Genomic DNA, 23,837 nt, shown 5'->3' with positions numbered 1-23,837 from the left:
GAGATCATCGGCCGCGACGCCGTCATCCGGCCGGGCGTACAACTGTTGGGCGACACCGTGATCGGCGAGGACGCCGAAATCGGCCCGGACTCCACCCTCACCGAGGTGGTGGTCGGCGACGGCGCCCACGTGGTGCGCACTCACGGCGAGCGGGCCACCATCGGACCGGGCTCCACCATCGGGCCCTTCAGCTATCTGCGTCCCGGCACCGTGGTCGGCGACTCCGGCAAGCTCGGGGCGTTCGTCGAGACCAAGAACGCCAATATCGGCGCGCACTCCAAAGTCCCGCACCTCACCTATGTGGGCGATGCGACCATCGGCGAGCACAGCAATATTGGCGCGTCGAGCGTTTTCGTCAACTACGACGGCGTGAAGAAGCACCACACCGTAGTCGGCTCGCATGTGCGGACGGGCAGCGACACCATGTTCATCGCCCCGCTCACCGTGGGTGACGGGGTGTATACGGCAGCAGGTACTGTACTGCGCAGAAACGTTCCGCCAGGTGCGCTTGCAGTGTCGGGCGGAGCGCAACGAAATCTCGAGGGCTGGGTGCAGCGCAATCGCCCCGGTACCGATGCCGCCCTGGCGGCCGAGGCAGCCATCGCGGCAAGTGAGAAAGCGGCCCTCGCGGCCGATGAGATATCCGACGAGCAAAAGGATGGCGAACGTCCGTGACCGCGTTCTCTACCGAAAACCACAAGAATCTGATGCTGTTCTCGGGACGCGCTCATCCTGAGCTCGCCGAGTCGGTGGCCAAGGAACTCAACGTCCATGTGACCCCGCAGACCGCGCGCGACTTCGCGAACGGCGAGACCTTCGTCCGGTTCGAGGAATCGGTCCGCGGCTCCGATGCCTTCGTGCTGCAGAGCTTCCCGGCCCCGCTGAACCAGTGGGTCATGGAGCACCTCATCATGATCGACGCCCTCAAGCGCGGTTCGGCCAAGCGCATCACCTCGGTGCTGCCCTTCTACCCGTACGCCCGCCAGGACAAGAAGCACCGCGGTCGTGAGCCCATCTCGGCTCGCCTGATCGCGGATCTGCTCAAGACCGCGGGTGTCGACCGCATCATCACCGTCGACCTGCACACCGATCAGATCCAGGGCTTCTTCGACGGCCCGGTCGATCACATGCACGCACAGGTGCAGCTGGCCGAGCACATTCGCAATAACTACGCGCTCGACAATATCGCCGTGGTTTCGCCGGATGCCGGTCGTGTGAAGGTCGCCGAGAAGTGGGCCAACTCGCTGCAGGACGCGCCGCTGGCGTTCATCCACAAGACGCGGGATCCGCTGGTGGCCAACCAGGTTGTGGCCAACCGCGTGGTCGGTGACGTCGAGGGCCGCACCTGCATCCTGATCGACGACATGATCGACACCGGTGGCACCATCGCCGGCGCCGTCAAGGTGCTCAAGGAGGCGGGCGCGGGCGATGTGGTCATCGCCGCCACCCACGGCATCCTCAGCCACCCGGCCGCCGAGCGGCTGGCGAACTGCGGCGCCAAGGAAGTTGTGGTCACCAACACGCTGCCGATCGACGAAGACAAGAAGTTCCCGCAGCTCACGGTGCTGTCCATCGCCCCGCTGCTGGCGCGGACCATCCGTGAGGTCTTCGAAAACGGTTCCGTCACAGGACTTTTCAACGGCAACGCGTAGCACCTCGAAGCTTTACAGGCGCGCCCCTTCCGATTCGGGAGGGGCGCGTTCGTATCTGTGGGAGCCGCAATGGGTGCCCCCTCCCGGGCGCAGCGGTAGCGTTGACTCGAAGTCACGTGGGTTTGCTCAAGGTGCGCTGAAGCGCGGAGAGGTGTGGTTCCGTATGGACGACCAGCGCAATGATGATGAAGACCAGCTCATCGACGAGGTGCTCGACACCGAGGACGTCGAAGACCTCGACTACGACCTGGGCGACGACGACCAGGCCGACGAGGTCCGCGAATACGAGCGGGCCATTGCCGACCCGCCCGCCGACCTCATCATCCGCAACCGCGAGAACGACGACACCGGGCGCCTGGGCATCGGAGCCGAACTCGACCAGGAGTGGACCCGCCGCCGGCGACGCGACGAAAACCAGGCCGACGACGACCGGCCCGCCGAAGTCGCCGCCATGGAAATCGTCGAGGAACCCCGCGACTGACACGCTCCCCCGCGGACCGGTGCGTGTTTACGCATCGGCCCTGCATTGTGATACCCATTGGGACGGTCCGACACCACCACCGAGAAGGGCGCGACATGAGCACGCCGCCGAACGAACCGCACGCCGGCGCCAACCCGGGCGACATGTTCAAGAAGAAGCCCGAGGGCAGCTCTGGACAAGAAGCCGCGGCAGCCGAGCAGCCGCAGGATCCGGCGGCCACCCAGTACAACCCCGGTGCCTGGGGTCAGGACGCCCCGACCACTCAGTACACCCCCGGCACGCCGGGGCAGGATCCGCCGATCACCCAGTATTACCCGGGCACAGCGGGTTCGGACGCGCCGCCGCTGCAGTATCCGCCCGCGCAGGCGTATCCGCAGAGCGATGCCTACCCGGCCGGTGGCGTGCACAACTATCCGCCGGTGGGCGGCCAGCCGCAGGGTGGTTACCCGGCCGGTGACCAGGGCGGGTACCCCGCCGGCCCGCAGCAGCCCTACGGTCAGCAGCCTTATCCGCAGGAGCCCTACGGTCAGCAGCCTTATCCGCAGCAGCCGTACGGCCAGCAACAACCCTATGGTCAGCAGCCTTACGCGCAGCAGCCGTACGGCCAGCCCTATGGTCAGCCCGGGTATCCGCCGATGGGTTATGCCGCGCCCGCGAGCACCAACGGTCTGGCAATCGGCGCGCTCATCACCTCTCTGGTCGGATTCATCACCTGCGGTATCGGCTCGATCATCGGGATCATCCTGGGTGTGATCGCGCTGAACCAGATCAAGCAGTCCGGGCAGCAGGGACGCGGTATGGCGCTGGCGGGCATCTGGGTCGGCATCGGCGTGATCGTGCTGTACGTCCTCTACTTCGTCATCATGGTCGTGGCCGCGGGCACGTCATAGACGCAGGAGTGCGATAGCAGTGCCACAGTTCACCGGATTCCCCATGGCCGGCCTCGACTTCTACGAAGATCTCGAGGCCGACAACTCCAAGACGTTCTGGACTGCCCACAAGCGGGTCTGGGAGACGTCGGTCCGAGATCCCATGCAGGCCTTGATGTCCGAGCTGGAGCCCGACTTCGGGCCCGCCAAGATGTTCCGGCCGTATCGGGACGTCAGGTTCTCGAAGGACAAGACGCCCTACAAGAATCATCAGGGCGCGGTGGTGCACACCTCGCCCGGTGCGGGCTTCTACGTGCAGATCGGTGCGGCCGGACTGTTCGTAGCGGTGGGGCTCTACGGGCCCACGCCCGCACAGCTCGCCCAGTTGCGCATCGCTATCGATAACGAGGTGCGCGGCGTCGAGCTGGAAAACCTGCTGGCCGGGCTGACCGCCGCCGGATACACGCTCGGCGGCGACCGGCTCGTCACCCGGCCCAAGGGTTATCCTGCCGATCACCCGCGCATCGAGCTGCTTCGGCACAAATCCCTCACCCTCAGTAGGGATTTCGGCGCACCGGCCTGGCTGGAGAAGCCGCGTGCCGCCACCGAGATCCGTAAGGCGTGGGAAGAACTCCGCCCGGCCGCGGAGTGGGTGGCCGCCGTCACCGGTTGAGCGACTGTCAGTCCGAAGCTGATCTACGGGTGAGCCGGAGCAATGTGCGGCTGCTCAGCACGAGAATCAAGAGGGCTGCGGCCGCGACCGTGCCGATGGTCTCCTGGCGACTGGTGGTATTGCGGTCGCAATGGATGCGGAAATCGGGTGCGATGCAACCTGGTTCGAAACAGAGCTGGGAACCGGTCCATTCATGGCGCGGGCTGAGCACGGTGCCGCAGTCGACACTGCCGGTGGGGTGCGGGAGCGGCACGAACAGCAGAGCTACCGCACCGGTCAGCAGGAGCAGGGCGCCCAGAAACCACAGGCGGTCCCGGCGCCAGCCGAGCAGGGGCGGCAGCACGATACAGAAGGCCGCGACGCCAAGGACGAGGCCGAAAATTTCCCACGGCTTCACTGGTTTCGATCCTATGACGCGACCGCCGCCGCCATTGCCTTAATTGACCGTTTATTGAGATATCACGGGCCGAGATATCACAGCGTGCGATATCTCGGCCCCGGACATCGCAGCTAGCGGCGCTCGGCCAGCCAGAGCGCGAAGCGCTCCTGTGGATCGGTCCACCTGCGCTCGGTCGCGAAACCTGCTGCGGCCAGCTCGTTCTCGAGTCCGTCGCGGCGGAATTTCGCGGAGATCTCGGTGCGCAATTGCTCACCGGCCGCGAAATCCACCGCCAGATCCAGGTCCGCGATGGTGACGGACATGGCCTCGGTGGCCTCCAGTCGCATTTCGATCCACTCGTTCTGGGCATCCCACACCGCGACGTGTGCGAACTTCTCCGGCACGAAATTCGCGCCCAGGCGGGCGTTGAGCACATGCAGCACATTGCGATTGAATTCCGCGGTGACTCCGGCGGCATCGTCGTAGGCTGGCACCAGCACCGCCGGATCGATGACCAGACCGGCGCCGAGCAGCAGCTGTTCGCCCGGCTCCAGCACATCGTGCACATCGGCCAGGAACTGCGCGCGTTCCGCCGGAACCAGATTGCCGATGGTGCCGCCGAGGAAGGCGATCATGCGGCGGCCACCGCGCGGCAGATTGTCCAGCGTGGCGGTGAAATCGCTGACCACCCCGTGCACGCTCAGGCCGGGGAACTCGGTGGCCACCTCGTTCGCCGACGCGCTCAGCGCGGCCACCGACACATCCTGCGGGACATAGGTTTTCAGCGGACCCTCCGCCGTCAGCGCCTCCAGCAGCAACCGGGTCTTGGCGGCCGATCCGGCGCCCAGCTCCACCAGCACCTCGGCCTGAGCGATCTTGGCGATCTCCCCGACCACCTGCTCCAGCAGCGCGCGCTCGGTCCGCGTCGGGTAGTACTCGGGCAGCTGCGTGATCTGCTCGAACAGCTCACTGCCCCGTGCGTCGTAAAACCACTTGGGCGGCAACCACTTCTGTTCCGCCGTCAGCCCACGACGCACATCGGACCGCAAACCCGCGGTCAGATCGTCGTCGGTCAAATGGATCTCCAGCGTCGCCGAAGTCATCGAGAAGTCCTTCCATTTTCGAAATCCAGCGTTTTCACCGACAGCCGCCCCGGCCGCACCACCACCACCTGCCGATCATCGATCGACTGCCAGCGCGGATCATCGTCATACGGCTCGGAGGCGACCACCGCGAAGTCATCGGCCACCAGCACCGACAGCGCGTGCTGCCACGTCGTGGCCCACACCGTTTCCCCATCCCCCAGCAAAAGGTTCAACCGCGCCCTCGGCGACCGCTCGAACACCGCCCGAACCACCGCTGTCAGCGCGATCTCCGGGTCGAACGCCGTCCGCATCGCCGCTGTCAGCGCAACTTCCGGCTCGGTATCCGCGCCGGACGGCGGCGATTTGTTCTCCAGCAGGCTGCGCAGGATCACCCAGAGCAGGGCGGAGTCTGTCAGCGACTCGGAGTCGAGCAACGAGGGCGAATCGAACTGGGCGGCAACGGCAGTGAGGGCATCGCGCCAGTCCGGGATCGCACCGTTATGGCTGAAAGCCCAGCGGCCGTGGGTGAATGGCGCGCACGCCGCCTGCTCGACCGGTAAGCCGACCGTGGCCGAGCGGACCGCCGCCAGGACCGCCGATGAATGCAGTTGCGGCAGCACCTCGTCCACCGCCGGATCGGTCCAGATCGGGGCCGCATTGCGATAGCGCGACGCTCTCAGCCGACCGGCGGCGGGGGCCGGTGTCCACCAGGCAACGCCGAAGCCGTCGGCGTTGATGGTGCCGCCGCCGCGCATATCGCGCGGGGCCCAGGATTGGGTACGGAGGGAGTGCGGACCGCGAGTCAGGATGTCTCCCACGGGAACCGGCGGGCCCAGGTAGGCGATGTGGCGGCACATCAGAGCTCCTCCGGGCGGAGGTCTCTGACCAGGCGGAAGCCGGCGAAGATCTGGCGGCGGATGGGGTGGTCCCAATTGCGGAAGGTGGCGCGGCAGGCGACATCGTCCGCGCCGAAGGAACCGCCGCGCAGGACTCGATAGTCGCCGCCGAAGAAAACCTCGGAGTACTCGCGGTAGGGGAAGGGCCGGAATCCGGGGTAGGGCGTGAATCCGGAGGAGGTCCACTCCCAGACATCGCCGATCAGCTGGTGCACGCCCTGTGGTGACGCGCCTGCGGGATACGCGCCCGCATCCGCCGGTTCCAGGTGCCGCTGACCGAGATTCGCGGTGGCGGCGCTCGGATCGGCATCACCCCAGGGGTAGCGGCGGGAGCGGCCGGTGGCCGGGTCGAAGCGGGCGGCCTTCTCCCATTCCGCCTCTGTCGGCAGGCGTTTGCCTGCCCAGTTGGCGTAGGCCTCGGCCTCGAACCAGCAGACATGGACCACCGGCTGCTGCGGGCGCACCGGCTGCATGACACCGAAAACCCGTCGCCACCAACGGCCGCCACCGTCCTGCTCCCAGAATTGCGGGGAAATCAGGCCGGCCTCCCGGCGATGCGCCCAGCCCTGTTCGGACCAGAGCTCGGGACGGTCGTAGCCGCCATCCGCCATGAATTCGAGGTACTGCTCATTGGTGACGGGAGCGGCATCGACGGCGAAGCCGGGCACCTCGACCGGGTGTGCGGGGCGTTCGTTGTCCAGCGCCCACGGATCGCTGTCGGTGCCCATGATGAATTCCCCTGCGGGAATGACGACTTCGCCGCGTACGGGGCTGCGCACCGCCGGAGCGGCGGGCGCCGACAGCACCGCTTCGCCCTGCCGCAGCTGATGGGTCGCGAGCATGGTCTCGTCGTGCTGCTGCTCGTGCTGCGCGATCATGCCGAAGGCGAATCCGTCCGCCACCAGCGCATCACCGCGTAAGGGGCTGTGCTCCAGCACATCCCACACCTTGCCCCGCACCTGGCCGACGTACTGCCGGGCCTGCGCCGGATTCAGCAGCGGCAGCGCCGGCCGATTCGCGCGCGCATGTTTGAACGCGTCGTACAGCTCGTCGATATCGGAGCGCACGGCCTCGCGACCGCCCACATCCCGCACCAGCCAGAGCTCTTCCTGATTGCCGATATGCGCGAGATCCCACACCAGCGGGCTCATGATCCGCGAATGCTGCGCCACCAGCTCCGCCTCGTCCAGGCAATCGGTGAGCCCGGCCGTGCGCCGCCGCGCCCGCTCCAGCACCTGCGCGATCCGCTCCCGCAGCCGATCCGTCTCGGCCCGGTCAGTACCCGGCAGCTGAACAGTCATGAGAGAACTCCGAATTCGGGAAATCGAACGGGCGGCATCTTTCCAGGAAACCGGCGGCGGCCTGCGAACTCATGCGCCACCTCCGGATTCGAGAAACGCCGTGGGCGTGCGTCCTTCGCGGCAACGCGCTGCGGCGGCGGCCAATTCCGCTGCGGCAGCCGGGGTTGCGGCATGCGCGGTGGCGAGTTCCAGGAGAGCCACTGCGGCCGCGCGGATTTCGGGGTCGGCCAGGCCGTAGCGGGCGGCCTCGGACCAGCGGCCGACCGTCGAACCCGCCAGCGCCGTCGCCTCGGCCACCACGGCGGGCGCGGAGACCAGGGCGTCGATGGCATGCACCGGGACCGTCCAGGTATGGCCGGGCTGGGCGTCCAGATAGCGGACCTCGAGGTGCCCCGAGGCGCGAACCGGCGGAAAGACCGTGGTCAGGTGATAGTCGAGGTCATCGTGGTTGGGGCGACGGCCGATCTCGTCGTCGAGAGCGCCGCACAGCCAGTCGGCGAAGGTCGCGCCGGGCGGGGCCGTCCAGTCAGCGCTCAGCGCGGCGGCAGCACCGTTCGAACCATGAGCACCGGCCGAACCGTTCGCAGCACCCGAACCGTGGGAGCCGTTCGCACCGGCCGAACCGTGGGAGCCGTTCACAGCGACCGAGCCCTGGGAGCCGTTCACAGCGACCGAGCCCTGGGAGCCGTTCACAGCGACCGAGCCCTGGGAGCCGTTCACAGCGACCGAGCCCTGGGAGCCGTTCGCGGCGGCGGCCGAGCCCTGGGAGCCGTTCGCGGCGGCGGCCGAGCCCTGGGAGCCGTTCGCGGCGGCGGCCGAGCCGTTGACACCGGCCGAGCTTTCCGGCCGCACGCACAGCAGCGGCACATCCAGCGCCCAGCGGGCGTAACCGGCGATCGGGTCAGACCAGTCGTGCACGGGAGGTCGCGTGCGCAGGTGGTCCAATCGGAGCCACGTGCGCATGCGCTGGGAAGCCCAGGCGCCGGGCGGAGCGCCACTCAGCTCCGGGGAGCAGGCGAACGCGGCCAGCAGCGCCGGGCCGATGGCGTAGAGGGCGGTCCAGCGGGCCGCGATATCGGTGGCATCCACACCGGCATCCACGCTCACCTGGGCGGCGGCGGTATTGCACATCATCAGCGCACCGAACGGGCCGATACCGGCGAACGACCGTTCCATGGCGCGGTAGCGCGGCAGCTGGAGCAGGCGCTGCGGCGTACGCACCGGATCGGCGGAGGCGGAGAAGATGCGGATATCGCGGGTTTCGAGCAGCTCCCGTAGGCGGCCCGTATCGGCCAGCAGGCGCTCACACAATTCGGCAGCTGTACCGAACGGGGCGCTGGAGAGTTCGATCTGACCGCCGGGCTCGAGGGTAACCCGGCTACCTCCCGGCAGCGGATGGGCCGGGGAATCAGGAGAAATAGACTGTGGCGCATAGGATCCCAGCGCGTCTGCCAGCACAGTCAGCTGCGGACGCGGGGCGGACGCCGACGGCTCTCCCTGCGCGGTGAGCCACTCGAGTTCGGCGCCGATGAGCATCGGTGGGCCCTGTTTGAAACAGACCTTTCCGATGTACGCCTCGGCCGCGGCCCGAGTGGAGAACCCATTTCCCGGCGCCAGTTCGGCGCGACCCGTCTGCACGGTGCCGGGCTGAATCCCACGCCCGGCAACTCGCGGCAAATCGGTGGGGGACGTCGTAACCACCATGCCAACCTCCGCTCGACCGATCCGTCACCGCCCGATGCGCACGGCGGTCAAACCAGAGTAGCGATGAATACCGACAACAAATCTGACGAAATGGAGAACACACCAACCGATATGGTCGTTCCCATGGTGAACATCGCCCGGTTGCGCGCCGATACCCCCGGCTGCGAAGGTCAGATTTTTCTCGACAGTGCAGGTTCCTCGCTGCCCCCGCAGATCGTCGTCGAGACCGCTGTCGCGCATCTGCGGCGGGAAGCCGAGATCGGTGGCTACCGTGCCGCCAACGAGCGGCTGGATGATCTGCAGGCCGTCAAGACCGCGATCGGGCAACTTCTCAATGCCGATGCGAGCGGCGTCGCGCTCAGCGACAGTGCCAGCCGATCGTGGAGTGATTTCTTCTACTCGGTGCCACTGACGGCGGGCGACCGGATTCTCATCTCCGGCGCCGACTACGCCAGCAATGCCATCGCCGCCCTGCAGCGCGCCCGGCAGACCGGGGCCGTCGTAGAGACAATCCCCAGCGACAGCAGCGGGCAGCTCGATCTGGACGCGCTGGATTCCATGGTCGACGAGCGGGTGAAACTCGTCTCGCTGGTACATGTTCCGACAAACGGCGGCCTGGTGAATCCGGTCGCGGAGGCCGCGCGCATCGCCCGCCGGGCCGGCGCGCTGGTGCTGCTCGACGCCTGCCAATCGGCGGGTCAGCTGCCCCTGGACGTCGCGGAACTCGGGGTGGACGCGCTTTCCGCGACCGGCCGCAAATGGCTGCGCGGCGCGCGCGGCACCGGCTTCCTCTACGTACGCCCCGAGCTGGCCGCCACCATGGAACCCGGCCGCCTCGACCTACACAGCGCCCAGTGGACCGGGCCCGCCGAATACACGCTCGCCCCGGATGCCGGGCGCTTCGAATTCTGGGAATGCGATGTCGCCGGACGCCTCGGCCTCGGCGCGGCCGTCCGCTATCTGCTCGATGCCGGGCCCGCCGACATCTACGCGGCGATCGCCGAACGCGCGGAGTACCTCCGCAAGACGCTGCAGGAGATCCCGCGTGTCACCGTCCGCGACCGCGGCACCCAGCACGCGGGCATCGTCTCGTTCACCGTCGACGGCCTCACCCCGCTCGAGGTCCGCGACCGCCTCGCCGCCGACGCCATCACCGTGACCGTCAGCCACCGCTCCTCCACTCTCCTCGACATGACCGCCCGCGACCTCGACTCGGTCGTCCGCGCCTCCCCCCACTCCTTCGTCACCTTCGAAGATCTCGACCACTTCGCGGACGCCGTCACCGCACTCCCCTGAGCACCTGCCCGAACGGCGTTCGCGGGCTGTTTGCGTAGGCACTCAGTCGAATTCGGCGCGGTCGGCGATGGGTGCGGCGGTTCCGGCGGCGGCCGGTGCGAAGGTTGCGCGGGACGCAACATCGCGAATCGGTTAACAGGGGCGGCGCGGCGGCGGGATAGTTGAAGTGTTGGCCAGCGTTTGAGGAGTCGATCGTGAGCCGCTTCACCGACGAAATGTATGCAACGGCGCGAATATCCGGGCACGGGCTGGTGACCGGGGAGCCGGACTCTCCACTGCGGCAGACGTGGGGCGAGATTCACGCGATCGCACGGCAGATGGCCGGCGGGCTGGCGGACGCCGGGATCGGGCACGGGGATGCGGTGGGGGTGCTCGCCGGCATGCCGGTGGATATCGCACCCGCCTGCCAGGCCGTGTGGATGCGCGGCGGCTCGATCACCATGCTGCATCAGCCCACCCCGCGCACGGATCTGCTCATGTGGGCGCACGACACCGAAACCGTGCTGCGCATGATCGACGCGCAGGCCGTGGTGCTGGGCGCGCCGTTCGAGGCGGCGGCCCCGCTGCTGGCCGAACGCGGCATTGCGGTGGTGACCATCGACCAGATGCGCGGCGGCCGCGATATCTCGCCGCTGCCGACCGGCGAGGCCGATATCGCCCTGCAGCAGTTGACATCCGGGTCCACCGGATCACCGAAGGCGGTGCGGATCACGCACGGCAATTTCTTCGTCAATGCCTACGCCATGTTCGACCGGGTGAAATTCCAGCTCGACGACGATGTGATGATCAGCTGGCTGCCGCTCTTCCACGATATGGGCATGGTCGGATTTCTCAGCGTCCCCATGCAGTTCGGCGCGGAAGTGGTGTGCGTGACACCGCTGGACTTCCTGGTCCGGCCGATCCTCTGGGCCGAACTCATCTCGAAGTATCGCGGCACCGTCACGGCCGCACCGAATTTCGCGTACTCGCTGCTCGCCCGCAGGCTGCGCAATGCCGAGGAGGGCGCCCTCGACCTGAGCAGTGTCCGGTACATGTGGAACGGCGCGGAACCCGTGGACGCCGACACCATGGAGGCGCTCGCCGAAGCCGGAAAACGCTTCGGGCTCAATCCGATGGCGCTCACTCCCGTGTACGGCATGGCCGAAACGACTCTGGCCGTGTCCATTCCGGATCCGGGGCGCGGGCAGATCCTCGATGTGGTCGACGCCGACCTGCTGGAGGCGCTCGGCAAGGCCGTGCCCGTCAAGAATCCGGAACACCATCACAGCACGGTGCGCCGCCTGCCCACGCTCGGCTACCTGGTCGACAATCTCGAGGGCCGGATCGTCGACGCCGACCGGCAGCCGCTCCCGGTACGCAGTGTCGGTGTGATCGAATTACGCGGCCCCGCAGTGACTTCCGGCTATGTGACGGTCGAAGGCTTCCGGCCCACCCTGGATGCCGAGGGCTGGTTCGACACCGGCGATATCGGCTACTTCACCGACGACGGCCTGGTGGTGGTGTGCGGCCGCATCAAGGACGTCATCATCATGGGCGGCCGCAATATCTACCCCACCGATATCGAACGAGCGTCCTCGCGCGTCAGGGGCGTTCGCCCCGGCAATGCGGTGGCCGTGCGCCTGGATGCGGGACAGAAGCGCGAAAGCTTCGCGGTCGTGGTGGAGAGCAACGACTTCCAGAACCCGGACGAGGTGCGGCGCATCGAACACGACATCGTCCACACCGTCTTCTCCGAAGTAGGCTTCCGCCCCCGCAGCGTCACCATCCTCGGCCCCGGCGCCCTGCCGAAAACCTCGTCGGGCAAACTCCGCCGCGCAGCGACCAGTACCGCCTCCCCGAACCTTTAGCGCACGGCTTATGAGCCGTTCACTGTCAGGAACGCGCAGCGGCGGATGGGTACGCCACCGATTTTGGCCGTACCCCAGGAGTTACCCGGACCCTTACGAAATCAGTTGTCAAGTCGCGCAACTACCGCCATCAATGCAGCTGGTTCTGCGCGGTCTCGAGACCGACTCGGAGCAGTAGCTCGACCGCGTCAGCAGCTTGCTCGACGATCACCGGAACCTCTTTGCGCTCCGGCGCGGAGAAGGGCTTCAGCACAAAATCGGCCGGGTCCTGGCGACCGGGCGGGCGGCCGACGCCGAACCGAACCCGCAGGTAGTCCTTGGTGGTCAGCGCCTGCGACATGGAGCGCAAGCCATTGTGCCCGCCCTCGCCGCCACCCTGCTTCAACCGGATCACACCGAACGGCAGATCCAGTTCGTCGTGTACAGCGATCACCTCGGTGGGCGGTACCGAGAAGAATTTCGCCAGTGCGGCGACCGGGCGGCCGGACAGATTCATAAAGCTGCGGGGCTTGGCGATCAGCACCTTGCGCCCGTCCAGGCGCGCCTCCAGCAGGTCCGTGCCCGATTTCTTGTGCACGGCGAAACGGCCGCCGACCCGCTCCGCGAGCACATCGGCGACCATGAAACCGACATTGTGCCGGGTGCGCTCGTATTCGGGTCCGGGATTACCCAGTCCGACCACGAGCACCGGCCCGGCCGTTGCCTCGGTCATTCAGAACCGTTGAAAGGCAGTATTACTCGGCAGCTTCGGTAGCAGTGCCGTTGGCCTCGGCGGCCGCATCCTCGGACTCCTGCGCGGAGGCCGGGGCGGCGATGATGTTGACGATCAGCGCTTCCGGGTCACCGGCAAGGGTGACGCCCTCGGGCAGCGCGATGTCGCCCGCGTTGATCTGGGTGCCGGCCACGATGCCCTCGATGGAGACGTCGATGAACTCCGGCAGGTTCATGGCGTCGGCCTCGACGGACAGCACGGTGACGTCCGAGGTGACCAGGGTGGCGGAGGCAGCCTCACCGACCAGGTTCACGCGCACATCGACGACGACGCGCTCGCCACGACGGACGATCAGCAGGTCGGCGTGCTCGATGTAGCGACGGATCGGGTGCACGACCACGGACTTGGTCATCGCCAGCGCCGGGGTGCCCGCGATGTCCAGGTTCAGGATGGCGTTGGTGCCGTGCTCACGCAGCACCGCGGCGAACGCGCGGGCGTTGATCGACAGGTGCTGCGGCTCTTCGTTGTGGCCGTACAGCACGGCGGGCACATTGCCGTCGCGGCGGGTACGACGCGCGGCACCCTTACCGAACTCGGTGCGTACGGTGGCTTCCAGAAGGTTGGCGTCGGACATGACTGTCTACTCCTACGGCTCGGTCCGGGCTGATATCAGCGTGCTGGCCAGGGGAAACTGCCGCCCTGGCGCAATATTGGTCTGCTAGTCGGGCGAAAAACCGAACAGCGACGGCCGGGAGCCGAGCCGCGTCGATCACGGTGGACATTTTGGGGTGTCGCACCCTCGCCGAGACAACCCGAAGACTTTAACACGCGGCCCTAACCGCTTTACACCGCCCCCACCTCGAGCTATGCCGCTTCGGCATGTCTTTCGAATGTGGCTGCGTAGCAATCCACGTACTGGCGACCGGAGCGGCGCACCAGGTCGGCCATGAGGTCATCGGTTGCCTGTCGTACAGCGTACCGATCGGCCGGCACGAAGTAGCGCGGGCGGCCGATCGAAATGCGTACCTTGGCCGGACGCAGGAAGCGGCGATTGCGCGGATTCACCCGATCGGTTCCGGACAGCACCACGGGCACCACGGGAGCGCCGGTCTGCATGGCCACCCGAATCACGCCGGTGCGGCCGCGATAGATACGGCCGTCCGGGGATCGGGTGCCCTCCGGGTGAATGCCCCAGATGCCGCCCTGCTCCAGAATCCGCGCCGCCGCCGTGAGTGAATCGCCTCCGGCCTTACCCGGGGTGCGATCCACCGCCACCTGACCGGTCGCGTTCATGACCCACCGGTTCACCCGGCCCCGCCACCCACCGGTGGTGAAGTACTCCTGCTTGGCAATGAAGGTGACCTTCCGGGGCAGCACCAGGCAGAGGTACAGCGAATCCACGACGGCCAGATGATTGGCCGCGATGATGACCGGACCGTCTACTGGAACATGCTGCAGCCCTTCCACTTTCGGACGACCGAGCAACCGCAGCAGCGGGCCGATCAGCACATGCTTCAACAGCCAGTACGACATGACTTACCTCCCCGAAAAGATCCGTAGACACTGTCTACACCACAGGGGTAGACAGTGTCTATGACGAATCGCGGGTGATCTGTTGGGAGGATGTGCGGCATGAGTGTCGTTGAGCCGCTGCGTGAGCGGTTGGTGAGCGCCGGCGTGGACATGCTGGAACAGGTCGGGGCCGAGCAACTCGGACTGCGCGCCATCGCCCGGGAAGCCGGGGTATCGCACGGCGCGCCCCGGCGCTGGTTTCCGACCCACAATGCCCTGCTCGCGGCCATCGCCGCCCGTGGATATCTCGATCTCGGCGCCAGACTCGAAGCGGTACAGGGCGATACGCCCCGGGCGCGGATCGAGAACAGCTGCCTGACCTACGTCGGATTCGCGGCTCAGCGCCCGGAGATGTTCGCGCTCATGTTCCGCCACGACCTGCTGGAAGGCGCCGGCGAGAACCTGCGAGCCACCATCACCCTCCCCATGTTCCGGCGCTGGCGCGACCTGGTCGCCGCAGGTCTCACCGCCGGCAGCACCACGAGCGCAGACGAATTGGCCCTGGGCCTGTGGACCAACCTGCACGGCATCGCCTCGGTCGTGGCCAACCGCAGCATCGAAGCCATCGCCCCCGGCACCGACATCCCCCGCCTGGTAGCGCAGGCCATCGCCCGCCACCTCCCCGAATCCCGCTGACGAGGCGCCCGCCTGCGGTAAGGCAATCGAGGGGGCTCTGGTGGTGGCGACTCGCCGCACAACGCCACCACCAGTGCCCACTCGGCGGGGCACAGGGCGAGATTTATCGGCCGGGAGGGGTGGTGTGCGGGTTGCGGGTCCCGGGTGGAGGGTTTGGGGGTGGTCGGCGGGAACCGGCTGGTCGGGGGTAGGGGCCCGTCGCGTAACCTGGACAGGTTGCCTCGTCTGCTAAGGAGTCCCCCGTTGAGTTCCCCGACCGCCAGCGCGACCAACGCACCCAGTTCCGGGCGGTTGGCCGGCGAGGTAGCCCGGCGGCGCACCTTCGCGGTGATCTCCCATCCGGATGCCGGTAAGTCGACGCTCACCGAGGCGCTCGCACTGCATGCGAAGGTCATTTCCGAAGCCGGCGCCATTCACGGTAAGGCGGGCCGCAAGTCGACCGTCTCCGACTGGATGGAAATGGAGAAGGCGCGCGGTATCTCCGTCAGCTCCACGGCACTGCAGTTCGAATACGGCGACTGCGTCATCAATCTCGTCGATACGCCCGGCCACTCCGACTTCTCGGAGGACACCTACCGGGTGCTGACCGCCGTCGATGCGGCCGTCATGCTCATCGACGCGGCCAAGGGCCTGGAACCGCAGACGCTCAAGCTCTTTCAGGTCGCGCGCGATCGCGGCATTCCGGTGATCACCGTCATCAACAAGTGGGACCGGCCGGGCCAGGCGCCGCTGGAACTGCTCGACGAGATCACCGATCGAATCGGCCTCACCCCCACCCCGCTCTTCCTGCCCGTCGGCATCGCCGGTGATTTCCGCGGTCTGCTGCGGCGCGGCGCCGAGGGCGCACCGGTCGAATACATCCACTTCACCCGGACCGCGGGCGGCGCGACCATCGCGCCCGAGGAGCACCTCACACCCGAGCAGGCCGCCGAGCGCGAGGGTGCGGAGTGGGTGACCGCCGTCGAGGAGAGCGAACTGCTCTCCGCCGCCGGACAGGATCACGATGAGGAACTGTTCCTGGCCGGGCACACCTCACCGGTGATCTACGGCTCCGCCATGCTGAATTTCGGTGTGCGGCAGCTCCTCGAGACGCTCATCGATATCGCCCCCGCGCCGCGCGCCCGCATCGACGTCAACGACCGGCCGCGCGAGACCAGCGATCCGTTCAGCGCCGTCATCTTCAAGGTGCAGGCCGGCATGGACACCGCGCACCGCGACCGGCTGGCGTTCATGCGCATCGTGTCCGGCGAATTCGAGCGCGGCATGGTCGTGACGCACGCGCAGACCGGTCGCCCGTTCGCCACCAAGTACGCGCTCACCATCTTCGGCCGCGAGCGGACCACCGTCGACACCGCCTACCCGGGTGATGTGGTCGGTCTCGTCAATGCGACCGCCCTGGCCCCCGGCCACACCCTGTACGCGGACAAGAAGGTGCAGTTCCCGCCGATCCCGTCCTTCGCGCCGGAACACTTCGCCACTCTGCGCGCGCAGAGCGCCGGCAAGTACAAGCAGTTCCGCAAGGCCATCGACCAGCTCGACTCCGAGGGCGTGGTCCAGGTGCTGCGCAACGACATTCGCGGCGACGCCTCCCCCGTCCTCGCCGCCGTCGGCCCCATGCAGTTCGAGGTCGTCACCGCCCGCATGCTCGGCGAATACAACGTCGAAACCAATCTCGACAACCTCCCCTACCAGCTGGCCCGCCGCACCGACGCCGAATCAGCCGTCGAATTGGGCCGCCAGCGCGGCGTAGAAGTCTTCACCCGCACCGACGGCGTCATGCTCGCCCTCTTCGGCGACAAGTGGAAACTGGCCTACGTCCAAAAAGAACACCCCACCCTCACCCTCGACCCGCTCGTCGCCACCACCGACTGACTGACAGCTAGTACCACGAAACGTCTTGTCCCACATCAATCACCCTTTCCGGCGCGGCTCCGCCGACGGCAACGGCACCGCGCCCTCGGTGGACGCGCTGACCGCGCACGTGGAGCGTGGCATCGTGATCGCCTCGCCCCCGCTCGAGGCGACGGCCCTAGCCCATGGTGCCGGTGGAATCCGGCGGCATGGGTTCGGTGCGGGGGGCATCGGCGGGGTCGCGGGCGATCAGGCCCCAGCGGCTGGAGGTCAGCCGCAGACTCGGCAGGTCGGAGAGGGACATGACGACCTCGTAGGTGCGTTCGTAGCCGGTGTGGGCGATGCGCCATTTGCCGTCGTCGCATTTGACGTACTGGTCGGAGTAGAAGGCCGCGCCGCGCAGGAGCATATTGTGGCCGGGGATGAGGACGGTGTCGGCGAGGTACCAGGTGCCGACCGCGGTGTCGCCGGTGACGTCGATCTCGGGGTGGTCGCAGCGATGTTCGGTGATGACGTGCGGGCCGAGGGTGTTGCGCATGAAGGCCAGGAAGGCATCGCGCGATTCGAATTGGAGGTACTCGCTGTAGGTGGCGGTCGCCTCCGGAATCATGGTGTCGGCGAACTCCTCCCACGACTTGGTGTCGAGGGCACGCAGATACCGGAACTTCAACCGGCTGATCGCGGTGACCGCATCGGAATCCATACCTCCCACAATCCCATCAGGACTGCGGGATACCGCACCATTGGCGCAGATTTGTACCGGATCGCTATCAGTCGGACACACCACCGCCCCATTCGAGCAGGGGCGCCGGAGTCGCTCAGCCCTGGATGCTGAAGCAGGTGGTGCAGAAGTCCTCGCCGAATTCGGTCAGCCGCAGGCTCTTTCGCACGATCTTGGGTACGCGGCCGGCCTTCTTGAGCGCCGACTCCACCACCGGCTGCACCTCCAGCACCATGTAGCGCGACAGCACCACGGGATCGTCGGAGGTGGTGGTGAGCCCGAGGCGGTTGAGATTGATCAGATAGTGCCGGGAACGGTCCGGGTAGCGGACGCCCGCCTGCTCCGGCACCGAGGTGAGATCGCCCTGCACGAGTTCGGAGCCGATGCCCAGCGGCCGGTTGGTGCGCACATCGACGGTCGGCTGCGGGCCGTTCAGCGCCATGAAGCGCAGAATGCGCGCCTCATCGGGGGCGAGCTGATCGAGAATGCGGTCGTAGGCGGGGTGCACATCCTCGGTGAAGTAGACATCCGCCGAGCGGGCCAGCAGTGAGTCACCCCGCCGGCGCAGCTCCTCGCTGCTGGCCGAACGCAGCAGACTGCCCGCCCCGATGGCATGCTGATTCGGGCCACCGACGGGTGTCGGTACGTAACTGACGATCTCGCGCACCGAACCCTCGGTGACGCCGAGCGCACTGCGCGCGATGGACCGCAGCGCCGCCCCGGTGCGCTCCGCGATATCGGCCGACGATTCGCCGTCCAGCGCGGCCTGGGTCAACTGCTTGGTGATTTCGAAGCTGGTGCCGACCGCCCACTGGCCGCTGCGGGCCGCGGTACCGACCGCCAGCCCGGCCGCCCGGAAGACGCCGCGGATGAGCCGGGCCTCATTACTGATCTGCCGCTGCTCGACCTCGGAGCTGCGTTCCACGCCGCGCGAACCCGGACGGACCACCTCCGCCGCACCCCCCGGCGCCTGCACGGTCCTGTCCTCTGCCACGTCCATCTCCGAATATCGCCAGGTGAACTAATCGTTCACGATTATTGCCGCCGACTGACCCACGGGCACGTCGAACTCGGAAAGCCATGCGAAGGTTACCCCGCTCACGTAGAACGACACGCGCCCAACATGACCCCCGACGCCCCCGCACTGCATGCAAGTTGGATGTGCTTTCCGCCATTCTCGTGGTCCCATGGTGACAGGGGAACAGTGGGGTAAGGCAGTGTGACCGAGATCTCCGACCCAGACACTCCAGCGCTGGACTCGATTCCTGAACGCACAGTAAGGTCCGAGACGCCGAGGGGTATCTGTGCCGGCGGCGGTTCCGGTATGGGTCGGCAGGAGGGTGAACGTGCTAGAGAGTCTTTTCGGAGTCCACCCGACAATATTGCTGGAACTGATCACGATTCCGTTGTTCACGGGTGTCATCGGCTACATCACCAACTGGACCGGCGTGCTCATGCTGTTCAAGCCGATCAGTTTTCACGGCACGCGGGTACCGGGGCTGGCGGCCTTGTTTCCGTTCCTGCCCAAGCGGATTCAGGTATTGCCCCTGCTGCAGTACGACGGCCGGATGGGCTGGCAGGGGATTGTGCCGTCGCGTGCGGACAAGATGGCGAGTATCGCGGTCGACAAAGGATTGGCGAAACTCGGAAGCGTCTCGGACTTCTATCGGGAACTCGAACCCGATAAGCTCGCCGAGCATCTCACCGAAATAGCGGAACTCCAGATCCGCGACATCGTCGAAGACATCCTCAAACGCGAACATCCGCAACTTTGGTACAACCTCCCCAATAGCGTTCGGGAGATGGTGCACTCGCGGGTGGCCGAACAGCTCCCCACAATTCTGCGCGAACTCACCGATGAACTCGGCAACAACATCGATCAACTGCTCGACGTCAAGCAGATGGTGATTCGCTACTTCCAGGCGCGGCCGCAGTTGCTCAACAGCCTGTTCCAGGTGCTGGGCGCCACGGAACTCCGGTTCATGGTGAACTTCGGTTTCTACTTCGGCGCCCCCATGGGCCTGGTGCTGGTCGGCATCCTGCATGTGACCGGATGGTCGGCGCTGGCGGTGCTGCCGCTCGGCGGCATCGTCATCGGCTGGGTGGTCAACTGGGTCGGCATCAATATGATCTTCGCGCCCGCCTACCCGAAGTGGTGGTGCCCGTGGCGGCAGGGGCTGCTCGTCAAGCGGCAGCCCGAGATCACCGAGGGCTACGCCGAGATGGTGGCCAGCCAGGTCATGACGGTCGCCAATATCGGCGACGAACTGCTCAACGGGCCGCGCTCGGACCGCACCATGCAGATGCTGGCGGACACCCTCAAGCCGGCGGCGGACCAGGCACTCGGACCCGCCCGCGGCGCCGTGAAGTTCCTGCTCGGCAATCGCGAATACGACGAGCTGCAGGACAGTTTCACCGCCGAGTCCATGAAGATCGCCCCGATCGCCTTCGCCGACCCGGCGTTCAACGTGCGGCAGGGCAAGCAGGTCCAGGAGTACATCGCCAAACAAATGTCGGCCCTGCCCCCGCCGGACTTCGTGGACATGCTGCGATCGGCCATCAAACAAGATGAATGGCTCTTGTTTGTCCATGGCGGTGTGCTGGGGCTGCTCGCCGGTTACGCTCACCTCCTGATCTTCGGAACAGGAGTGGCTACCTCATGGATATGACCGAAACCGACTCGGGCGAAGGGGAACCCGCAGATACCTCCACCGAGCTGATGGTGCGGCCCGCCGCACCGCTGCCGGTTCCGGTACCCGGGCCCGCGTTTACGGCCGGACCGGTGCGCACCGCGACCGGTGTTGTCCGGGTTGCCATGTCGGCGGCCGTGGAGGCCGGAGTCTGGAGCCTCAGCACCGCGCTCGGCGTCACCTCGGTGGTGCTGCGGGGCAGTATGGCCGGACATCCGCCGCGCGATATCCTCTCCGAAGCCGGTGCGCAGGTGCGGCATTCGGTACGTCAGGTGCTGGGAGTTCCCGTTACGGACGTGGCCGAGACCGCTGCACCCGCGCCCTCCCCCACCACCGTCCTGCGAGCGCGCGGCGCCGAATTACTGCGCCGCTCAGCCGATTTCCACACCGAGGACGATAATCACCACCCCGCCTACGCCCGCATTCTCGGTGAACTCGCTCCCGACGAAGCGCGCATAGTGCGCCACCTCTACCTGGACGGCCCGCAGCCCGCCCTCGAAGTGCGCGGCGGCCGTGCCGCCGCCGGTGGCCAATTCAACCTGCTGGGCGACGATGCCGGTCTGCGCTACCCGAATCGCGTCGAGGAATACCTCATCAATCTCGACCGCCTCGGCCTCATCGACGTCACCCGCGAGCCGCTCGGCAATCCCAATCGCTATCAGCTGCTGGAAGCCCTCCCCGAGGTCCGCCGCCTGTTGAAGCGCACCAGCTTCGGCACCAAGGTCCTCTACCGCACCGTCGAATTGACTTCCTTCGGCGCCGGTTTCGTCCGCACCTGCCTCCCCGTCCCGTCCCTAGACCACCCTCCCCTAGAACAGCACGGCTAACCCCCCGCCCTGACCGCACAGCCCGCCCCCGAAACCGAACAGCGCTCACACAGGCTGAGCGATACGGACACAAGCTGTGCTCTCCGGACACGGGCTGCGCGGTACCGAACAGCCCGCGTCCGAACCGAACAGCACTTGAATGGGCTGAGCAATGCGGATACGGGCTGCCCGAAGACACGTGCTGTGCTGTCCAGGCACGGGGTGCGCGGTACCGAACAGCCCGCGTCCGAACCGAACAGCACTTGAATGGGCTGAGCGCTGCGGATACGGGCTGCGCGGAGACACGTGCTGTGCTGTCCAGGCACGGGGGTGCGCGGAACCGAACAGCACTTGGAGAGGGTGCGCGGTGCGGATACGGGCTGTGTGGTTGAGGAGGCAGGCGGGGCGAGGCCGTCAGTAGTCGGCCAGTTCCAGCCAGCGCTCTTCGGTGGATTCCTTTTCGGCCTGCACCTGCTTCAGTTCCGTGCCGAGGGCGATGAGTTTGTCGGGGGTGGTCGCGGCGTCGGCGAGGGCGGCGTGCAGTTTCGACTCGCGTTCGTCGAGCTTCTGGATGGCACGCTCCAGCTTGGAGAGTTCCTTGCGGGCGGCGCGGTGGGCGGCGGCATCCGTGGTGGGTGCGGCGGCATTCGAGGAGCTCTGCCCGCCGACCTTGGCGGCCGCCATGACGGCGCGCTTCTTCAGGTATTCGGTGATGCCGCCGGGCAGATTGGTGAGCTTGCCGTCGCCGAACAGCGCCCAGGTGGAATCACAGATGCGTTCCACCAGGTACCGGTCGTGGGAGATGACGACCATGGTGCCTGCCCAGTTGTCGAGCAGATCCTCCAACTGCTGGAGGGTGTCGATATCCAGGTCATTGGTGGGCTCGTCCAGGAGCAGGACATTGGGCTCCGCCATGAGGATTCGGGTCAGCTGCAGGCGGCGGCGCTCACCACCGGAGAGATCACGAATGGGCGTGCGCTGCTTGGCCGGGGTGAAGCCCAGGCGCTCGGCGAGCTGACTGGCACTGATCTCCTTGCCGCCCAGCATGGTTCGCATGGCGACATCCTGAACCGCTTCCAGCGCACGCATATCCAGGGGCAGATCGTCGAGTTCCTGCCGCAGCCAGCCGATCTTGACGGTCTGGCCTTCGATTCGCTTACCGGCCTTCAAGCCCGAATCTCCCGCGAGCGCGCGCAGCAGCGTGGTCTTGCCGGAACCGTTCACACCGACCAGGCCGACGCGCTCACCGGGGGCGAGCCGCCAGGTCAAGTCCTGCACCAGTTCCCGGCCGTCCGGGGTCGCGAGGGTGGCGTCCTCGAGCTCGATCACCACGCGGCCCAGGCGCTTACGGGCGAACGAGGCCAGCGCGACACTGTCGCGCGGCGCGGGCACATCGGCGATCAGCGCCTCGGCGGCCTCGATGCGGTACTTCGGTTTGGAGGTGCGGGCGGGCGCGCCGCGGCGCAGCCAGGCCAGCTCCTTGCGCGCCAGGTTCTGACGGCGGGCCTCGGTGGCGTCGGATTGCCGGGTGCGCTCGGCGCGGGCGAAGATCCAGTCGTTGTAGCCGCCCTCGTAGGTCTCCACCTTGCCGCCCTGCACCTCCCAGGTGCGGGTCGCGACGGTATCGAGGAACCAGCGATCGTGGGTGACCACGACGAGTGCGCTGCGGCGCGCCACCAGATGCTCGGCCAGCCACTGCACACCCTCGACATCGAGGTGGTTGGTGGGCTCGTCCAGCACCAGCAGGTCCAGATCGCGGACCAGCGCGGCGGCCAGCGCGGTACGGCGGCGCTCACCACCGGAAAGATTGGAGACCAGGGCGTCCATGCCGAGGTCGGCGATGCCGATGCCCTCGACCACCGTGCGGATGCGGGTGTTCGCGGCCCATTCGTGCTCGGCGACGCCATCGGTCATCTGATCCTCGGCCAGTCCGGCGAGCACCACCTCGCCGACGGTCGCGCCGTCCGGCAGCACCCCGCGCTGCGTGACCACGGCGATCCGCAGGCCGCCGACTCGGCTGACCCGGCCGCTGTCGGCCGGTTCGAGCCCGGTCAGCACCTCCAGCAGCGTCGTCTTACCGCCACCGTTGAGCCCCACCACCCCGATACGTTCCCCGGCATGCACTCCGAGCGAGACATTGTCCAGCAGCGGCGTGATCCCGAAGCTCTTCGAGACCTGTTCCAGATTGATGAGGTTGGACATGAATCCTTCTGTATCGCGTCGACGGCGCAAACGGTGATCGCCCCCGCCCAGCCTACCGAGCCCGCCGCGACAGCCCCTGGCCAGTGCGGTGGGGCTCATAGGCTGTTGCCCTCGATGGCGCGCCCTGACGCCGCGATCGGCGCGGAGGAGATGACTCTTGTGCCGCCAAACATGTTGTGGTTGAGTCGAAAACACTTCGGATAGTGGTTCCCTAGAAGTACGTCGCAGAATGGGAGCCCCTCATCTCGCCTGATCGAGATGACGAAGGGGCGGCAGTGTATTTGCTCACCCCTTTTACGGAGGTCTTCTCATGCAGTTCGGTATCGGCCTGCCCATCTCCACTCCCACCACGCTGCTCGACTGGGCTCGGCGCGCAGAAGCGGGCCCGTTCGCCAGTCTGGGGCTGCTCGATCGCCTGGTCTGGGACAACCCCGAGCCGCTCGTCGCGCTCGCCATGATCGCGG

Annotated in this window: 21 protein-coding genes and 1 pseudogene; 11 read left to right on the top strand and 11 right to left on the bottom strand. The window is 67.0% G+C overall.

Going from position 1 to position 23,837, the window contains the following annotated elements:
- The 5 genes and pseudogenes from glmU to JWN03_RS43425 all read left to right on the top strand — a co-directional run.
- Positions 1-675: pseudogene (gene glmU, locus JWN03_RS43445) on the top strand (bifunctional UDP-N-acetylglucosamine diphosphorylase/glucosamine-1-phosphate N-acetyltransferase GlmU); the annotation flags it as partial.
- Positions 672-1,652 carry a ribose-phosphate diphosphokinase gene (locus JWN03_RS43440; protein WP_297628481.1) on the top strand — a complete coding sequence of 327 codons (981 nt, stop codon included), beginning with the start codon at positions 672-674 and terminating at the stop codon, positions 1,650-1,652. The pseudogene glmU and the gene JWN03_RS43440, both read left to right, overlap by 4 nt.
- Before the next feature lie 163 nt (positions 1,653-1,815).
- Positions 1,816-2,133 (top strand): hypothetical protein, encoded by a 318-nt coding sequence (locus tag JWN03_RS43435; protein ID WP_297628479.1) that lies wholly within the window; start codon positions 1,816-1,818, stop codon positions 2,131-2,133.
- Between the two features lie 95 nt (positions 2,134-2,228).
- The gene (locus JWN03_RS43430) at positions 2,229-3,023 is read left to right on the top strand and encodes a DUF4190 domain-containing protein (protein ID WP_297628477.1); all 795 of its coding nucleotides are present in this window, start codon (positions 2,229-2,231) and stop codon (positions 3,021-3,023) included.
- 43 nt (positions 3,024-3,066) lie between these two features.
- Positions 3,067-3,675, top strand: a complete 609-nt coding sequence (locus JWN03_RS43425; protein WP_297628486.1) for a DUF2461 domain-containing protein — start codon at positions 3,067-3,069, stop codon at positions 3,673-3,675.
- Between the two features lie 7 nt (positions 3,676-3,682).
- On the opposite strand, the gene JWN03_RS43420 is transcribed toward JWN03_RS43425, so the two are convergent.
- From JWN03_RS43420 to JWN03_RS43400, 5 genes are all read right to left on the bottom strand, one after another.
- Positions 3,683-4,072 carry a hypothetical protein gene (locus JWN03_RS43420; RefSeq protein ID WP_297628475.1) on the bottom strand — a complete coding sequence of 130 codons (390 nt, stop codon included), beginning with the start codon at positions 4,070-4,072 and terminating at the stop codon, positions 3,683-3,685.
- A gap of 113 nt (positions 4,073-4,185) precedes the next feature.
- Positions 4,186-5,157, bottom strand: a complete 972-nt coding sequence (gene egtD / locus JWN03_RS43415) for an L-histidine N(alpha)-methyltransferase (protein ID WP_297628474.1) — start codon at positions 5,155-5,157, stop codon at positions 4,186-4,188.
- Complete coding sequence (gene egtC / locus JWN03_RS43410) at positions 5,154-5,996, bottom strand: ergothioneine biosynthesis protein EgtC (RefSeq protein ID WP_297628472.1); 843 nt, start codon at positions 5,994-5,996, stop codon at positions 5,154-5,156. The genes egtD and egtC overlap by 4 nt, the downstream gene beginning before the upstream one ends.
- Positions 5,996-7,336, bottom strand: coding sequence for an ergothioneine biosynthesis protein EgtB (gene egtB, locus JWN03_RS43405; protein WP_297628470.1), 1,341 nt, complete (start codon positions 7,334-7,336; stop codon positions 5,996-5,998). Before egtB ends, egtC begins: the two co-directional genes overlap by 1 nt.
- A 69-nt stretch (positions 7,337-7,405) precedes the next feature.
- Positions 7,406-9,040: a glutamate-cysteine ligase family protein gene (locus JWN03_RS43400; protein WP_297628468.1), complete on the bottom strand. Its 1,635-nt coding sequence runs from the start codon at positions 9,038-9,040 to the stop codon at positions 7,406-7,408.
- A gap of 123 nt (positions 9,041-9,163) precedes the next feature.
- On the opposite strand from JWN03_RS43400, the gene JWN03_RS43395 reads away from it, so the two are divergent.
- Together JWN03_RS43395 and JWN03_RS43390 are read left to right on the top strand one after the other, a co-directional pair.
- A complete protein-coding gene (locus JWN03_RS43395; protein ID WP_297628484.1) occupies positions 9,164-10,336 on the top strand; it encodes an aminotransferase class V-fold PLP-dependent enzyme in 1,173 nt (390 codons plus the stop codon).
- Between the two features lie 194 nt (positions 10,337-10,530).
- A complete protein-coding gene (locus tag JWN03_RS43390; protein WP_297628467.1) occupies positions 10,531-12,183 on the top strand; it encodes a fatty acyl-AMP ligase in 1,653 nt (550 codons plus the stop codon).
- Positions 12,184-12,313: 130 nt separating this feature from the next.
- Here the strand turns inward: JWN03_RS43390 and pth are convergent, their stop codons facing one another.
- The 3 genes from pth to JWN03_RS43375 all read right to left on the bottom strand — a co-directional run bounded on the left by pth (position 12,314) and on the right by JWN03_RS43375 (position 14,428).
- Positions 12,314-12,895 (bottom strand): aminoacyl-tRNA hydrolase, encoded by a 582-nt coding sequence (gene pth / locus JWN03_RS43385; protein WP_297628465.1) that lies wholly within the window; start codon positions 12,893-12,895, stop codon positions 12,314-12,316.
- Between the two features lie 22 nt (positions 12,896-12,917).
- A complete protein-coding gene (locus JWN03_RS43380) occupies positions 12,918-13,529 on the bottom strand; it encodes a 50S ribosomal protein L25/general stress protein Ctc (protein WP_297628463.1) in 612 nt (203 codons plus the stop codon).
- A gap of 230 nt (positions 13,530-13,759) precedes the next feature.
- Positions 13,760-14,428, bottom strand: a complete 669-nt coding sequence (locus tag JWN03_RS43375; RefSeq protein ID WP_297628461.1) for a lysophospholipid acyltransferase family protein — start codon at positions 14,426-14,428, stop codon at positions 13,760-13,762.
- A gap of 99 nt (positions 14,429-14,527) precedes the next feature.
- On the opposite strand from JWN03_RS43375, the gene JWN03_RS43370 reads away from it, so the two are divergent.
- Positions 14,528-15,103: a TetR/AcrR family transcriptional regulator gene (locus tag JWN03_RS43370; RefSeq protein WP_297628459.1), complete on the top strand. Its 576-nt coding sequence runs from the start codon at positions 14,528-14,530 to the stop codon at positions 15,101-15,103.
- A 243-nt stretch (positions 15,104-15,346) separates the two neighbouring features.
- Positions 15,347-16,975: a peptide chain release factor 3 gene (locus tag JWN03_RS43365; RefSeq protein WP_441343171.1), complete on the top strand. Its 1,629-nt coding sequence runs from the start codon at positions 15,347-15,349 to the stop codon at positions 16,973-16,975.
- Positions 16,976-17,132: 157 nt separating this feature from the next.
- On the opposite strand, the gene JWN03_RS43360 is transcribed toward JWN03_RS43365, so the two are convergent.
- Complete coding sequence (locus JWN03_RS43360; protein ID WP_297628458.1) at positions 17,133-17,657, bottom strand: nuclear transport factor 2 family protein; 525 nt, start codon at positions 17,655-17,657, stop codon at positions 17,133-17,135.
- Positions 17,658-17,772: 115 nt separating this feature from the next.
- The gene (locus tag JWN03_RS43355; RefSeq protein WP_297628456.1) at positions 17,773-18,675 is read right to left on the bottom strand and encodes a DUF4393 domain-containing protein; all 903 of its coding nucleotides are present in this window, start codon (positions 18,673-18,675) and stop codon (positions 17,773-17,775) included.
- A 346-nt stretch (positions 18,676-19,021) separates the two neighbouring features.
- Between JWN03_RS43355 and JWN03_RS43350 the strand changes: the two genes are divergently transcribed.
- The gene (locus tag JWN03_RS43350) at positions 19,022-20,344 is read left to right on the top strand and encodes a hypothetical protein (RefSeq protein ID WP_297628454.1); all 1,323 of its coding nucleotides are present in this window, start codon (positions 19,022-19,024) and stop codon (positions 20,342-20,344) included.
- Positions 20,335-21,192: an Abi-alpha family protein gene (locus JWN03_RS43345; RefSeq protein WP_297628452.1), complete on the top strand. Its 858-nt coding sequence runs from the start codon at positions 20,335-20,337 to the stop codon at positions 21,190-21,192. Before JWN03_RS43350 ends, JWN03_RS43345 begins: the two co-directional genes overlap by 10 nt.
- 393 nt (positions 21,193-21,585) lie before the next feature.
- On the opposite strand, the gene JWN03_RS43340 is transcribed toward JWN03_RS43345, so the two are convergent.
- The gene (locus JWN03_RS43340) at positions 21,586-23,373 is read right to left on the bottom strand and encodes an ABC-F family ATP-binding cassette domain-containing protein (protein WP_297628450.1); all 1,788 of its coding nucleotides are present in this window, start codon (positions 23,371-23,373) and stop codon (positions 21,586-21,588) included.
- Positions 23,374-23,837: the final 464 nt, after the last annotated feature.

Origin of the sequence: Nocardia sp. (assembly GCF_025465275.1) — a bacterium.
GTDB lineage: Bacteria > Actinomycetota > Actinomycetes > Mycobacteriales > Mycobacteriaceae > Nocardia.
This window is presented reverse-complemented; position numbering and strand designations above follow the sequence as displayed.